Annotated in this window: 14 protein-coding genes and 1 pseudogene; 2 read left to right on the top strand and 13 right to left on the bottom strand. The window is 66.1% G+C overall.

From position 1 onward, the window contains the following. Positions 1-5 precede the first annotated feature (5 nt). Entirely contained in the window at positions 6-635 is a 630-nt protein-coding gene (locus SOM61_RS19620; RefSeq protein WP_320475641.1) for a 1-acyl-sn-glycerol-3-phosphate acyltransferase, read from the bottom strand. 191 nt (positions 636-826) lie between these two features. On the opposite strand from SOM61_RS19620, the pseudogene arsC reads away from it, so the two are divergent. After that, a pseudogene (gene arsC, locus SOM61_RS19615) lies at positions 827-1,171 on the top strand (arsenate reductase (glutaredoxin)); the annotation flags it as partial. Positions 1,172-1,210: 39 nt separating this feature from the next. On the opposite strand, the gene SOM61_RS19610 reads toward arsC, so the two are convergent. The 11 genes from SOM61_RS19610 to SOM61_RS19560 form a co-directional block, all read right to left on the bottom strand. After that, positions 1,211-2,410, bottom strand: coding sequence for a right-handed parallel beta-helix repeat-containing protein (locus tag SOM61_RS19610; protein WP_320475640.1), 1,200 nt, complete (start codon positions 2,408-2,410; stop codon positions 1,211-1,213). Between the two features lie 123 nt (positions 2,411-2,533). Then, the gene (locus SOM61_RS19605; RefSeq protein ID WP_320475639.1) at positions 2,534-2,971 is read right to left on the bottom strand and encodes an acyl-CoA thioesterase; all 438 of its coding nucleotides are present in this window, start codon (positions 2,969-2,971) and stop codon (positions 2,534-2,536) included. A 40-nt stretch (positions 2,972-3,011) separates the two neighbouring features. Next, positions 3,012-3,185, bottom strand: a complete 174-nt coding sequence (locus SOM61_RS19600) for a hypothetical protein (protein ID WP_320475638.1) — start codon at positions 3,183-3,185, stop codon at positions 3,012-3,014. A 167-nt stretch (positions 3,186-3,352) separates the two neighbouring features. Beyond that, positions 3,353-4,075 (bottom strand): hypothetical protein, encoded by a 723-nt coding sequence (locus SOM61_RS19595; RefSeq protein ID WP_320475637.1) that lies wholly within the window; start codon positions 4,073-4,075, stop codon positions 3,353-3,355. A gap of 7 nt (positions 4,076-4,082) precedes the next feature. After that, entirely contained in the window at positions 4,083-6,740 is a 2,658-nt protein-coding gene (gene pepN / locus SOM61_RS19590; protein ID WP_320475636.1) for an aminopeptidase N, read from the bottom strand. A gap of 230 nt (positions 6,741-6,970) precedes the next feature. Further along, positions 6,971-8,035 carry an alkene reductase gene (locus SOM61_RS19585; RefSeq protein WP_320475635.1) on the bottom strand — a complete coding sequence of 355 codons (1,065 nt, stop codon included), beginning with the start codon at positions 8,033-8,035 and terminating at the stop codon, positions 6,971-6,973. A 9-nt stretch (positions 8,036-8,044) separates the two neighbouring features. Then, complete coding sequence (locus SOM61_RS19580; RefSeq protein WP_320475634.1) at positions 8,045-8,341, bottom strand: ArsR/SmtB family transcription factor; 297 nt, start codon at positions 8,339-8,341, stop codon at positions 8,045-8,047. A gap of 105 nt (positions 8,342-8,446) precedes the next feature. Next, positions 8,447-9,415, bottom strand: a complete 969-nt coding sequence (locus SOM61_RS19575) for a succinylglutamate desuccinylase/aspartoacylase family protein (protein WP_320475633.1) — start codon at positions 9,413-9,415, stop codon at positions 8,447-8,449. A 77-nt stretch (positions 9,416-9,492) separates the two neighbouring features. Continuing rightward, positions 9,493-9,963, bottom strand: a complete 471-nt coding sequence (locus tag SOM61_RS19570; RefSeq protein ID WP_320475632.1) for a hypothetical protein — start codon at positions 9,961-9,963, stop codon at positions 9,493-9,495. Positions 9,964-10,067: 104 nt separating this feature from the next. Beyond that, on the bottom strand, positions 10,068-10,937 hold the full coding sequence (locus tag SOM61_RS19565; protein WP_320475631.1) for a pirin family protein: 870 nt from the start codon (positions 10,935-10,937) through the stop codon (positions 10,068-10,070). Positions 10,938-10,977: 40 nt separating this feature from the next. Then, on the bottom strand, positions 10,978-11,574 hold the full coding sequence (locus tag SOM61_RS19560; RefSeq protein ID WP_320475630.1) for an FMN-dependent NADH-azoreductase: 597 nt from the start codon (positions 11,572-11,574) through the stop codon (positions 10,978-10,980). Positions 11,575-11,684: 110 nt separating this feature from the next. Between SOM61_RS19560 and SOM61_RS19555 the strand changes: the two genes are divergently transcribed. After that, positions 11,685-12,650, top strand: coding sequence for a LysR family transcriptional regulator (locus tag SOM61_RS19555; RefSeq protein WP_320475629.1), 966 nt, complete (start codon positions 11,685-11,687; stop codon positions 12,648-12,650). On the opposite strand, the gene asd is transcribed toward SOM61_RS19555, so the two are convergent. Further along, positions 12,640-13,461 (bottom strand): archaetidylserine decarboxylase, encoded by an 822-nt coding sequence (asd, locus tag SOM61_RS19550; protein WP_320475751.1) that lies wholly within the window; start codon positions 13,459-13,461, stop codon positions 12,640-12,642. The genes SOM61_RS19555 and asd overlap by 11 nt on opposite strands. Positions 13,462-13,638 lie beyond the last annotated feature (177 nt).

The following is a 13,638-nucleotide window of genomic DNA, read 5'->3' as shown; positions in this document are numbered from 1 at the left end:
AAACGTCAGGCGCGCTTGCGCTCGGCGTCCTTGTCGTCCTTCGAGGCAAGCACGATCGGCGCCGCGTTTTCGGGGTAGAGGGCGGTGACGTCCCGGTAGACGGCGCGGATGGTGTCCATGTCGCGCTCGATGTCACCGGATGGCAGCAGCGTTTCGGTCATGCGCAGCTCTTTCTTCTTGTAGTCGAAGCTGACCAGCAGCATCGGCACGTTGGCGGTTTGCGCCAGGTGATAAAAGCCGCTCTTCCAGTGGGGCCGATAGCCGCGCGTGCCTTCCGGCGTGATGCCGACCCAGCACCAGTCTTGCTTCAGTATCTGCTGCGCCAGCTGGCGCGTGGCGCCCATCGGCGCGCGGCGATCGACGGCGATCCCACCCCAGTAGCGCATCAGGCGGCCCATCGTGCCGCGGAACAGCGTATCCTTGGCCAGCCAGCGGAACGGGGTATCCAGCGCCCATTTGGCGACCATGCCAATGGGGAAGTCCCAGTTCGAGGTATGCGGGTAGATGACCGCGATCCCGTGGGGACCAGGCAGCGGTTTGAAGTAGACCTTCCAGCCGAATAGCTGCAGCACGCGCAGCGCGGTGCGCTGGCGCAGGGTAGGCAATGCTTCGGGGCGCTGCAGGTAATCGTCCATCCGGTCTCCGTTGCGGCGTAATGACATGTGGCTATGCAAATTCCATTACGCTCTAGAAAATCAAGCGTGGGATTCTAGCCGGAGCGGGGAGGGGGGACAAGCAAAAATGCTGGTGCCGGGTATGCACTGTGGTTATCATGCCGCTGTCTGAACGACAAGCCAATAACAATCCGATACGACGCGTAATGACAATGGATATCACGATTTACCACAACCCGCGCTGCGGGACCTCGCGCAATACCCTGGCCGCCATCCGCGAGGCCGGCCATGAACCGCGGGTGATCGAGTACCTGGCCACGCCGCCAAGCCGCGAGCAACTGGCGCGCCTGATCGCGGGCGCCGGCCTGCAGCCGCGCGACGCCGTGCGCCGCAAGGAAGCCCTGTACGCCGAGCTTGGCCTCGACCGGCCCGACGTAGACGATGCGACCCTGCTCGATGCGATGGCCGCGCATCCGATCCTGATCGAGCGGCCTTTCGTGGTCACGCCGAAAGGCGTGCGCCTGTGCCGGCCGTTCGAGCGGGTGCGCGAAATCCTGTAAGCGCCATGACGACGCAGCGGCGCCGCCGCAACGTCACTATGACGGCGGCGCCGACGGCAGGGCCCCGATGTCGGCCTTGCGCATCGGCCGGGCCCCGGTATTGCCGCTGCCGGGCGGCGCCGAGTCGGACTGCAAGCCTTGCCCGATCGCCGGCGAGCCGCGGCGCAGGCGGAAGTCCGGCGTGCCGCTGGCGCTGTACTCGACGAACTGGGGCGGCGCGCTGATGCTGCCCGTATGCTCGCGGCCGGGCGACAGCTTCCAGTCGTCGCCGGCATTCTGGTACACGAGGTTGTTGCGGAAGCTGTTGTGGCGGCCGATCGCCCCTTGTTCGAGGATGCCGTTGCCGTTGTCGTACACGATATTGTTGCTGACGTGGGTGTGGTCGTTCGGCCCCTTGCTGTGATAAAAGTCGCCGCCGCCGACCACGATGCCGGTGCCGGATGCCGCCACGGTATTGCCACGCACGGTCACGCGGTTGGCGTCGTGCCACAAATGGATGCCCGCGCCCGACACGCGGTAGACGACGTTGCCCCGCACGCTGGCGGTGGTGCTGATGTAGATGCCGTGCATGTAGCGGCAGCCCGGTGGGCCGATGTCGTGCACGTGGTTGCCCGTCACGACCACGTCCACGCCCTTGAAGTAGCTGTCGATGCCGATGCCGGAGCCGCCCTTGGGCTCGCACGGCACATCGTTGCCGATGTGGTGGATGCGGTTACCGTGCACGCCGTTGTGCGAGCCGCCGTTATAGATGCCGCTCAGCCATTTCATGCCGCTCTGGTACTGGGTGCCGTCGACCTCGAAGCCGATGATGTCGACGTAGTTGCCGCGGTTGTCCCAGGCTGCGCTCTGGCGCGCGTCGAGCGGCGGCACGATCCTGGCGCCCCAGCGCTCGGTGCTCTGGAAGATGATGCGCGCTTCGAGCGTGCCGCTGGTGACGGTGCGCACGCCGCCCGAATAGATGCCGGGCGCCACGTGCACGGTGGTGCCCGGCGTGACCACCTGGGCCGCGCGCGCGAGGGTGCGGAAGGGCTCGGCGCGGGTGCCGGGATTGCTGTCCGACCCGTTGGGCGCGAGATAGAGATGGGTGCGCACCAGTTCGGGCACCACCAGTTCTTCGTGCCCGCCGTCGCGCAGCCGGCAGCCAGCCAGCAATTGCCCCGCCAGCAGCGGGCAGGCCAGCAGCCAGAACAGGATCAGGCGCATATCGATCGGGATCTTGGGCAGAATCCGGAGCATCGCATCCTCTTCGTCGGATCGGGTGACGGAACCAGTCTGATCGCGCCCAAGCGGGTGGTACGCCGGATCGATCAAACTCGTCCTTGAGCATGCGCAATGCAACCATGCGCGCGGGGGCGAAGTTCAGTCTGGTGCGACCACGACGGGCATATAAATGTCCAGGAATTCGGCCGGCATGCGGCGCGGCCGGCCGCTACCGATCTCGATGCAGACCAATTCCCAGCGCCCGCGCAGCACGGTGGCGCCATCGCTGTCGCGCACCAGCTGGAAGCGGCGCTCCATCGTCAGCTTGCCGTCGCCGCCGACCAGCCAGGTGGCCAGGCTCAGCGCCTGGCCTTGCACGGTGGGCAGCAGGTATTCGTAGTCGCCGCGCCGGATCGCCATCGCGCGGTCCAGGCGCCGGTAGTCGTCCAGCGACAGGCCTAGCCCTTCCGAGTGGGCCCAGCCGGCCTGTTCGCACCAGCGCACGTAGACGGCGTTATTGGTGTGGTTCAGGCCATCGATGTCGCCGGCCTGCGGCACGACGGGCAGGATGAACGGATGCGGATAATCCCAGTCCAATGTGTTTCCTCTGCAAGCGCGGCCGGGGCCGCGAACCTGGTCATTCTATATGTTCACGATGATCCTGCTGCTGTACCTGCAACAGAACCTCGATGTCACGCTGGAGAGCAGCAGCCTGCGCGGCGAGTTCGCCAGCGGCGCCGCATGCGAAGAGGCCGCCGTCCGCTTGCGCGGCGCACTGCCCACGCCCGAAGGCCATGCGGCGGCGTGGCATGACGCGCTATGCGTGCCGATCGCGCGCGGGGTCAAGGTGCGCGAGGGCGCGCCGCTGGACCTGGGGGCGCTGCTGCGCGAACATCCACCGGCCGAGTGCGGAGCCGACGGCGCATGGCGCAGGGTAGCGGAGCTGTGCATTCCGTCCGGGGGCGCGACGGGCAACGCTCAGTCGCGTTTGAACTCGGCGCCGGAGGGGCAGGGCACGAGACCGGCGATGCCGCCGCCGCCGGGCTTGTCGAACAGGACGGCGCCGCCGCCCTCGGCGCCGAACATGCTCGGCCGCACGCCGCCGCCGGTGCGGCAGTAATATTTGCCGTTCTTGCGGAAGCGGTAGACGATGGTGCCGTCGGGCGAGGTATAGCTTTCCGAGGTCAGCGTGCGCGAAGTATCCTTGCGGGCGCCTTCGACGGCGCTGGCAAAGCGCTTCCATGGCGTGTCGGTCGGCTCGAGCGGGGCCAGCTTGCCCTTGCGTAGGTCTTGATCGACGCTACCGGCGGCACGCCTGGCGCGGCCGGCCAGCGTGGCTTCTTCGTATGCGGCATCGTCTTGTGGCGAAGGCTGCGCCAGCGGATCGGGATAGGTTTCAGCGACAGACTCCGCAATCGGGGCAACGGCGGGGGGCGTGATGGGCCGCGCTTCGACAGGAGCGCGTGCCGGCGAGCGAGGGGTGGAACGGGGAATTGGAACGGGTGGCGAGGATGCAGGGGCCGGCGGCGGCACCAGCACCGGCACCACGAGGAATTCACGCAGCGCCGGCACGATGGATGGCAACGACCGCACGCCGGTGGCATCGAGCCACCACGATGCGAGCAGCAGGTGCGCGCCGAGCGTGGCCAAGAGCGGCCAGCCCGGCGCGCGGCGCGGCATCACGCCGGCGTCCGCGCGCATCTACCGCTTACTTCGGCGCCGTCATCGCACCCTTGATCGCCACGCAGCGCTGCTCATTCTGCAGGGTGTCGAGCAGCGAGCGGCGGGTAAATGCCGACAGGTCTTTCATCTGATCGGCGGCGCGGCTCAAACGCTGCACGCTTTGCGGCGTGCAGGCGGTCGGGATCATGGTGATGGCGTAGGCGCGCATATAGACCGGGCCGGCCGCCTTGTCGATCGCCGGCAGGCGCGCCAGGCGCGCATCGGCCTCGAGCTCGTTCAACTGGCCCTGCTCGGCCGGGAACACGCTGCCCATCGCTGTGCGGATGCGCGAGAATGGCAGCGGCGTCTTGAGGTCTTCGATCTTGCCGACCCACTCGGCCTTGACCTTCGGATCCGGACGCGACGCAGTGGCTGCCACCGCCGCCACCTGGCCGGCGTCGGATTTGTCGCTCGCGCTCTCCGCCGCGATCAGCCTGTCGGCGCCGGCGTAGTTGTAGCGGTTGAGATGGGCGATGAGCGCCCAGCGCTGGTCCTGGGTGAGCTCCATGCCGGCGGCATCCATCTTGCCGTCGAGGATGCCGGCCAGGCGCGCCAGCGCCTCCGGGCTGGAGGCTACGCTCACGTAGAGACTGAACCAGCGGCGCTGGACGTCGGCGTTGCCCTTGTGCGCCAGCACGCCGTCCCAGGCCATCTTTTCGAGTGCGGCATAGGTCTGCTTCGCATACGCATTGTCGAGGCGCATGGCGTCGAGGTAGGCTTTCGACTGGACGACCTTGCCCAGCACGTCGCCGAGCAGGGTGTAGTCCTTCTCTTGCGGCGCATTGTTCAGCGCCACGGTAATGAAGTCGTTCAGCGGCAGCTGGGCGTCGCGCACGCTGTCCCACAGGCTTTGCCACAGCATGGCGCGCAGCAGCGGATCGTCGACCTGCGACAATTTGGTGCGCGCGGTATCGAAGGAGCGGGCGTCCAGCTGGACTTTCGCATAGCCCCAGTCCTGGTAGTTCGGGTAGACGAGGTCCGGGCAGGCCGCGCCGTCGAGGTCCTTGACCGCGGTCTTGGCGCCCTTGTAGGTCACCGGCACGTTCTTGATGAGGGACAGCTTGCCGCCGTCGATCTTGAACGCCGCCACCTGCACGCGCTGTTCGCGCAGCGTCGGCAGGTCCTTGCCCGGCGCGGTTTGCGTGAGGCTGAAGTCCTTGATCTTGCCGTTGCTGCAGCTGTAGTTGGCGGCGATCGTGTTCACGCCGGCGTGGTACAGCCACTCTTTCGTCCAGCCCGACAGGTCGCGGCCGGCGGTCTTGGCCAGGGTATTGATGAAGTCATCGAGGGTGGCGTTCTGCCACGAATACTTGACCAGGTAGTTGTGCACGCCCTTGCGGAACACTTCCTCGCCCAGCAGGTGGCGCAGCTGCTTGAGCGCGGCGCCGCCTTTCGAATACGTGATGGCGTCGATATTGTCGAAGGCATTGGCCGAGGACGGCACCGGCACCTCGATCGGGTGGGTGCTCGCGGTCTGGTCCTGGATATAGGCGCGCTGCTTGCCGGTCTGGTAGAACTTCTGCCACGAGTCCTTGAACTCGGTCGATTCGGCGGTGGCCAGGATGCCCATGAAGGAAGCGAAGCTTTCGTTCAACCACAGGCCGTTCCACCACTTCATGGTCACCAGGTTGCCGAACCACTGGTGGGCCATCTCGTGCATGATCACTTCGGTCATCGACTGCTTCTGGTCGGCCGTCATATTGGCCACGCCGTAGCGCGCTTCGGCGAAGGTGATGGCGCCGGCGTTTTCCATGGCGCCGTACAGGAAGTCGGGCACGATCAGCTGGTCGTATTTCTCGAACTGGTAGGGGATGCCGAAGTACTCTTCGAAGAAGGTCATGCCGGCCTTGGTCTGGCGGAACCAGTCGGCGGGAACCACCTGTTTGGCCAGCGACTGGCGCGCGAACAGGCGCATCGGGTACTTGCCGCTATTGTCTTCCCAGACCTGGTAGGGGCCGGCGTGCAGCGAGAAGTTGTAGGGGCTCAGGCGGCGGGTTTGCTTGAAGGTCCAGCGGCGGTTGGCGCCGGCATCAATGATCTTCGTTTCGCGGGTGGTGGTGACCACATGCCAGTCCTTCGGCGCGGTGACGGTGACGGTGTAGCTGGCCTTCAGGTCGGGCTGGTCGAACAGCGGGAACATCTGCTGGGCGGCCACCGGCTCGAAGTGCGAGTAGGTATACACGCGGCCATCGGCCGGGTCGACCATGCGGTGCAGGCCTTCGCCATTGGTGCTGTGCAGGCGCTCGTAGGCGACGGTGACGGTGTTGCGGCCCTTGGCCAGGTGCGCCGGGTCGATGGTGATGAACCAGTCGTTGTAACGCGCCTGGACCGGCTTGCCGTTGACGCTCACCGACTTGACGCTGGCCTTGTTCAGGTCGAGGGTGACGGCGGAATTCGTGTCCTTGAGGTCGAAGGTGACGGTCGTAGTGCCGGCGAAGGTTTCCTTGCCGGTCAGCGTAAAGTCCAGCACATAGTCCACGTTCGCGATGCGCGCGGAACGGGCAAACGCGTCGTCCTGCGACAGGAAGGCGGTTTCGGCGCGGACCGGGGCGGCTTGCTGGGCCGGCGCGGCGTGGACGGCGCCGCCGAAGACGAAGGCGGAAGCGATGGCGATGGCCATCGTGCGGTGTGCAGGAAAGTTCACTGAATATCCTCTCTCTCGGTGGGCGCATCTGGGTGCGCGAAATGTCAATCGCGCAAGAATAGCACTAACGTTCCACGCTGGACACCCGCAGGAGAGAATGTGTACTTCGCGCATGCAGATTCGATAGCATCGTCAATACGCATGAAAAACGGGACCGCCAGGGTCCCGTCGAAAGAGGCGCCGCCGCTTCGCCGGCGACAGGGCAGCGAAGCGGGGGCGAAAACGAAAAATCAGGCAGCCTGGTCCAGTGCCGGATAGTCGGTGTAGCCGACCGGCCCCGGATGGTAGAAGGTATCGGTGTTCGGCTCGTTGAGCGGCGCGCCCAGCTGCAGGCGCTTCGGCAGGTCGGGGTTGGCGATGAACAGCTGGCCCCACGACACCGCGTCGGCGGTGCCGCTGGCGATCAGCTCAGCGGCCTTTTCGCGGGTGAGCTGCTGGTTGGCGATCCAGACGCCGCCGAATTCCTTCTTGATCATCGGGCCCAGCACGTCCGGACCTTGCCCTTCGCGGGTGAAGATGAAGGCGATCTTGCGCTTGCCCAGCTCGCGCGCCACGTAGCCGAAGGTCTCGGCCGGGGTCGAATCGCCCATATCGTGCGAATCGCGGGCCGGCGCCAGGTGCACGCCGACGCGGTCGGCGCCCCAGACGTCGATGCAGGCGTCGGTCACTTCGAGCATCAGGCGCGCGCGGTTCTCGATCGGGCCGCCATAGGCGTCGGTGCGCTTGTTGGTGGAATCCTGCAGGAACTGGTCGAGCAGGTAGCCGTTGGCGCCATGGACTTCGACGCCGTCGAAGCCGGCCTTCTTGGCGTTCTCGGCGCCCTTGCGGTAGGCGGCGACGATGCCGGGAATTTCATCGAGTTCGAGCGCGCGCGGGGTGACGAAGGGGCGCTTCGGACGCAGCAGGCTCACATGGCCATCGGGCTGGATCGCCGATGGCGCGACCGGCAGCTCGCCGTCGAGGAAGGACGGATCCGAGATGCGGCCCACGTGCCACAGCTGCAGGAAGATACGGCCACCGGCCTTGTGCACGGCTTCGGTGACGATCTTCCAGCCTTCGACCTGTTCGTCGGACCAGATGCCCGGGGTATCGGCATAGCCCACGCCCATTGGGGTCACCGAGGTCGCTTCAGACAGGATCAGCCCGGCCGAAGCACGCTGCACATAGTATTCGGCCATCAGCGCATTCGGCACGCGTGCGCCGCCATCGGCGCGCGAGCGGGTCAGCGGCGCCATGACGATGCGGTTCGGCCATTCGAGAGCGCCCACCTTGATCGGGTCAAACATTGTAGTCATCGGGTATTCCTAAAGTCCGTCGTTCAGTTGTGCGAGGAAGGCATGGATGGCTTCCTCGTTCCGTTGGAAGAAAATCCATTGGCCGACGCGGCGCGTGCTCACGAGCCCGGCGCGCTGCAGGGTGGCCAGGTGCGCCGACACCGTCGATTGCGACAGGCCGGTTTTCTGGTCGATCAGCTTGCAGCACACACCCATCTCGAGCGGGTGATCCTGCTCGATGAAGTGCAGCTGCGGCTCCTTGAGCCACTGCAGGATCTGGCGCCGTACCGGGTTGGCCAGGGCCTTGTGGATCGCGTCGATGTCCATGGATTTCCTTATATCGGGTTCTTTCGATCCGAATATCGTCATCTTACGATATTCAAGAAATGTTTGCTGGCGACGGCCCGAAATGCGCGGTTCAAGGTGGTGAGCTTACTCGCGGCCGAAAGTCGCGTTGGGGCGGGTCAGGTAATACCATTCGGTATTGGCGGCGGCGTTCGCGGCCGGGAACAGGATGCGGCCACCGAATTCGGCCACCACCGGCGTGCCGTCGGCACGGTGACCGAGCAGTTCGCCTTCGCTCACCGGGTCGAAGCTCTTCCACGGACGCACGAAGGCGTCGTCCGCATGCAGCTTGTCGTGCACCACGAACATCGACAGTGCTTCCATCTCGTCGAAGGCGACCGGTTCCGGATCCGCGGCAGCGATCAGGCCCAGGTGGGCCAGCGTGTTCATGATCGCGCGGTAGGCAACGTCCGGCGCGGCCGGATCGTCGTGCTGGCCGCATTCAAGCGTCAGAGCAAAACCGCCAGTGCTGCGCATGTATTCGGTGGTGCCGACGCCGTAGCGCAGCACGGTTTCCAGTTCGTCGGCGCTGCGGCTGCGGCGCTGCACGCCGTCGCCATAGGTGGCCAGCCAGCCGTCGACGAAGCGGCGCACACCCAGGCGGCGCGCCCAGGCGCGTTCCTTCGCGGCGTGGCGGAATGGCTGCAGCGTGCCGTCGTTGTCGAGCGGCCCGACCATCACGAACGGCTCGCCGGTGGCGGCGAAGGAGTGCAGGTCGAGCAGCACGTCGTGCTGGCCGAGCAGGGGGCACAGCCAGTTGGCGACCTGGTCCTCGAAGTCCAGCGGCTTCTCTTTGGGGAACAGGTCGCGGTTCAGGTTGCGGTCGCCGTTGCGGGTGTTCTGGGCGTAGGCCAGCGGATTGACGATCGGGACGAAGGTGACGCTGCCGGCCGCGATGTGCAATGCGCCGCTATCGATTTCCTCCATGATCCGCCGGATCGCCTTGGTGCCGCACACCTCGTTGCCATGGGTCGCGCCCATGATGATGACGCGCGGGCCGGCCGCTAGGGCCGTGTAGTTGATGGATTTGAATTGGAACTGGCGGGCGGAGGTCATGGCGGTATGGGCTGGTTGGGCTGTGGAACGAAGATGGGTATTTTATCGGACAAGGTGCGCGGGTTCGACGGCGGGACTCAGCCCTGCGCCTCGATCACCCCGAACCCCGCCGGCGCGTCGCCCAGGTAGGCCAGCACCGCATGCGCCTGGATATTGGCGTCGTATTGGGCGTTGGCCGCGATGGCGGCGCGCAACCCCGGCACGATGTCCGGCGTATGCGGCTGGCGGTAAGCCTTGATCAAGAGATGCACCAGGTCGGCCGGCGCATCGGCGCGGCGCAGGCGCGACTCGACGATGGACAGCAGCGCGCGCTGCATGCGTGGGGTCGGGTTGCGGATCTCGCCAAACACATAGGGCGTGTTGGCGATCGCGGTGCAGACAATGGTCTCCATCCGGTCGGCCTTGTAGTCGGACGGGATGTCGAAATACGCCTTGTTCCAGCGCGTATGGGGATAGGCGTGGCCATGCGGGAAGCGGTCGGCGTTTTCCAGGCCCATGGCCCGGCTCGCGCGCATCCAGAGGTCGCCCAGGGTGTCCAGCAGTGCCATGTCAATGTTGTTGCGCTTGTGTCATCCCGAGAGTGTAGCGCATGGCAGGCCCCTTCGCACAGGGAGCTGCAGGGCGGCTGGTGGGCGCCCTGCAGCGATACCAGTTACACGAAACGACCAGCCCGGAAATCCTCCACCGCCTGCTGCAGTTCGGCCTGGGTATTCATCACGAACGGACCATACTGCGCGATCGGTTCATTCAGCGGACGCCCGGCCAGCACCAGCACGCGGGTGTTGGCCGCTGCCTTGACACGCACGCCATCGGCGCCGGGCGCATTGTCGAGGATCGCCATGCGCCCCGAGCCGACACCCTTGCCGTCGATGATCGCCTCGCCACGGAACACGTAGACGAAGGCATTGTGGCCCGCCGGGATCGGCTGCTCGAACGTCACGCCGGTCGGGATCTCGAGGTCGAGATACAGCGGCTCGGTATGCGCGCGCTGCACGGCCCCGTCCACGCCGTGGGTGCTGCCGGCGATCACCTGCACCGTCACGCCATCGTCCAGCGTGAAACGTGGCACGTCCTCGAGCGGGATGTCGCGGTACCAGGGTTTGACCATCTTGTCGCTGGCGGGCAGGTTCAGCCACAGCTGGAAGCCTTCCATCAGGCCCTCGTTCTGCTCCGGCATCTCGGAGTGGATCACGCCGCGGCCGGCCGTCATCCACTGCACGCCGCCATCGGTGATCATGCCTTCATTGCCGGCGCTGTCGCGGTGGCGCATGCGGCCGGCCAGCATATAGGTGATGGTCTCGAAGCCGCGGTGCGGATGCTCAGGGAAGCCGGCGATGTAGTCGCCTGGCTTGTCGCTGCCGAAGGCGTCGAGCATCAGGAACGGATCCAGGCGGCGCTGCAGGGGACCGGTCAGCACGCGGTTGATCTTCACGCCCGCGCCGTCCATCACGAACTGGCCGTTGATGATGCGCTCGACGCTGCGCGTTTTCTGGATGGGGGTAGTGGCAACTGCGGTATTCATGCTGTTCTCCTGTTGGTTGCGCCGCCTAGCGGGCGGCAAGTTACGCCAGTGCTGCCTCGATGGCGGCGTTGGCCGCGGCCTGGCCCTTGGCCACCGCGTCCGGACCCATCGCCATGCCCGACGAATAGATGAAGGTGTGGTCGTTCAAGCCCAGGAAGTTCAGCAGGGCGCGCATCTGCGGCACTTGCGGGTCGGCCGCTTCGTCGTACACGCCGCCACGGGCCGCGGCCACGTACACCTTCTTGTTCTTCAGCAGGCCTTCCGGACCGGTCTCGGTATAGCGGAAGGTCACGCCGGCGCGGGCGATGGCGTCGAACCAGCTTTTCAGTTGCACCGGCATCGCGAAGTTGTACATCGGGGCGCCCAGCACGATCACGTCGGCCGCCTGCGCCTCGGCAATCAGCGCGTCATCCAGGGCGACGCGCGCTGCCTGCTCCGCGCTGCGCTGGTCGGCCGGGGTGAACAGGGCGCCGACGGTGGCGCCGTCCAGCAGCGGGTGCGGCTGTGCGCCGAAGTCGCGGCGCACGACGGTCGCGCCCGGGTTGGCGGCGGCCAGCTTGTCGACGATCTGCTGGGTGACGCGGGTGGATTCGGATGCGTCGCCGCGGACGCTGGTGGTGATGTGCAGGATGTTCATGGTCAGGCCCCTTCGTTTGGTAGAGAGTTTCGATGGGGCTACTTTAGCAATTCCAAAATCAGTCCGGAAGCCGGTAGAATGGATAACATTATTCTGCTGGTGGGACAATCATGGACGTGGAACCGAATGACTTGCTGCTGTTTGCCCGGATCGTCGAGTCGGGCAGCTTTACCCGCGCCGCCGAACGCGTCCACCTGCCCAAGTCGACCGTCTCGCGCCGCCTGGCGCTGCTCGAGACGACCCTGGGCGAGCGCCTGCTGCAGCGCACGACCCGCAAGCTGGTGGTCACCGAGTTCGGCGCCAGCCTGTACGAGCACGCGCGCCGCCTGGCCGACGAGGTCGACGCCGCCAGCGCGCTGGCCCAGCACCGCCAGGGCGAACCGAGCGGCAAGCTGCGCATCTCGGCGCCGGGCGACTTCGCCAACAGCGGCCTGAACGAAGTCATCGCGCGCTTCCTGGAGCGCTACCCGGCGGTCAGGCTCGAGATGGACCTGACCCCGCGCCGGGTCGACCTGGTGGCGGAGAACTTCGACATCGCGATCCGCATGGGCGACCTGCCGAACGACGCGACCCTGAGCGCGCGTCCGATCACGCTCGAGCAGCCCGGCCTGTACGCGGCGCCAAGCTACCTGGCGCGGCGCGGCATTCCCGAGCATCCCGACGATCTCGACGCGCACGACGTGCTGTGCATCCTGAGTCGCACCGGTGGGGCCATGCCGTGGGTCTTGATGCGCGGGAAGCTGAAGTGGGAGCGCGCGCTCAACGCGCGGCTGACGGCGAACTCGCCCGACCTGCTGGCGCGCATCGCCTCGCGCGGCGCCGGCATCGCGCTCAGCTCGACGCTGTTCGCCCAGCCCTATATGCAGACCGGAGAACTGGTGCGGGTGCTGCCGGAATGGGATATGCCGACCGCCAGCGGCTGGGCGGTGTTCCCAAGCCGTAAGCTGATGCCGGCCAAGACCCGGGCCTTCCTGGAAATGATCGAATCGGCGTGCACCGAAAAGGGCCACAGCCCGCATGCCGCGGTGGCCGCGTTCAGGGCGCGCGCGGCGCTGGAGGATGACGTCAAGACTTGAGCGGCCGCTCGCCCATCGGTTCGCCCAGGCGCACCTTGCCTTCCGGCGCCCAGGCCGGGTTGAAGGCAATGGCGCCGCGCTGGAACAGCATCACGACGGTGGAGCCGAGCAGGAAGCGGCCCATCTCTTCGCCTTTTTTCAGCGTGACCTGACCCGGCTCGTAGTGCCATTCGCAGATGCGCGGCATGCGCGGCGGGTTGACCACGCCATGCCAGACGGTGGCCATGCTGCCGACGATGGTCGCGCCGACCAGGGTCATCACGAAGGGCCCGAATTCATCGCTCTCGAACACGCATACCACGCGCTCGTTGCGCGCGAACAGGCCCGGCACGCCGCGCGCCGTGGTCGGATTCACCGAAAACAGCTTGCCCGGCACATAGATCATGCGCGTCAGGCGGCCATCGCACGGCATGTGGATGCGGTGGTAGTCCTTCGGGCTCAGGTAGACGTTGGCGAAGTGGCCGTGCTGGAAGTGGGCGGCCAGCGCCTGGTCGCCGCCGACCAGTTCGGCCGTGGTGAACTTGTGGCCCTTGGCCTGGAAGATCTGGTGGTCGTCAATGTCGCCGAACTGGCTGATGGCGCCATCGACCGGGCACACATAGTCGCTGGCCGCCAGCGGACGCACGCCGTCGCGCAGCGGACGGGTGAAGAATTCGTTGAAGCTGGGGTAGCTGGCGATGTCCGGATTGGCCGCCTCATCCATGTTAACCCCGTACTTGCCCACGAACCAACGGATCAGGCTGGTCGTCATCGAACCGCCCTTGTGGCCGGCGACACGGCCGGCGAAGTTGGTGATCGCCTGCTTCGGCATGACGTATTGCGGCAAGACTTTTATACGGGACACGGACGATCGCCTTTCTTCGAAAAGTGCGCATTATAGCGGGCGTGCTACAGCGAAAGTGCCGAATGGAAATGATATTTCCATGTTAAGGCATGCCCGAGTGTACTCCAGGTGGTGGCGCAGTGGCGAACGCTGGTGGAAATACCT

This window comes from Massilia sp. CFBP9012, from assembly GCF_034045115.1.
In the GTDB taxonomy this organism is placed as follows: Bacteria; Pseudomonadota; Gammaproteobacteria; order Burkholderiales; family Burkholderiaceae_D; genus Telluria.
This window is presented reverse-complemented; position numbering and strand designations above follow the sequence as displayed.

Bases quoted from the DNA above. Each gene is read 5' to 3' on its own strand.
- SOM61_RS19620 (WP_320475641.1), bottom strand. From the start codon at position 635: ATGGACGATTACCTGCAGCGCCCCGAAGCATTGCCTACCCTGCGCCAG.
- SOM61_RS19575 (WP_320475633.1), bottom strand. From the start codon at position 9,415: ATGACCTCCGCCCGCCAGTTCCAATTCAAATCCATCAACTACACGGCC.
- SOM61_RS19610 (WP_320475640.1), bottom strand. From the start codon at position 2,410: ATGCTCCGGATTCTGCCCAAGATCCCGATCGATATGCGCCTGATCCTG.
- SOM61_RS19560 (WP_320475630.1), bottom strand. From the start codon at position 11,574: ATGAACATCCTGCACATCACCACCAGCGTCCGCGGCGACGCATCCGAA.
- SOM61_RS19580 (WP_320475634.1), bottom strand. From the start codon at position 8,341: ATGGACATCGACGCGATCCACAAGGCCCTGGCCAACCCGGTACGGCGC.
- SOM61_RS19600 (WP_320475638.1), bottom strand. From the start codon at position 3,185: ATGCCACGCCGCCGCATGGCCTTCGGGCGTGGGCAGTGCGCCGCGCAA.
- SOM61_RS19555 (WP_320475629.1), top strand. From the start codon at position 11,685: ATGGACGTGGAACCGAATGACTTGCTGCTGTTTGCCCGGATCGTCGAG.
- asd (WP_320475751.1), bottom strand. From the start codon at position 13,461: ATGCCGAAGCAGGCGATCACCAACTTCGCCGGCCGTGTCGCCGGCCAC.
- SOM61_RS19595 (WP_320475637.1), bottom strand. From the start codon at position 4,075: ATGCGCGCGGACGCCGGCGTGATGCCGCGCCGCGCGCCGGGCTGGCCG.
- SOM61_RS19570 (WP_320475632.1), bottom strand. From the start codon at position 9,963: ATGGCACTGCTGGACACCCTGGGCGACCTCTGGATGCGCGCGAGCCGG.
- SOM61_RS19565 (WP_320475631.1), bottom strand. From the start codon at position 10,937: ATGAATACCGCAGTTGCCACTACCCCCATCCAGAAAACGCGCAGCGTC.
- SOM61_RS19585 (WP_320475635.1), bottom strand. From the start codon at position 8,035: ATGACTACAATGTTTGACCCGATCAAGGTGGGCGCTCTCGAATGGCCG.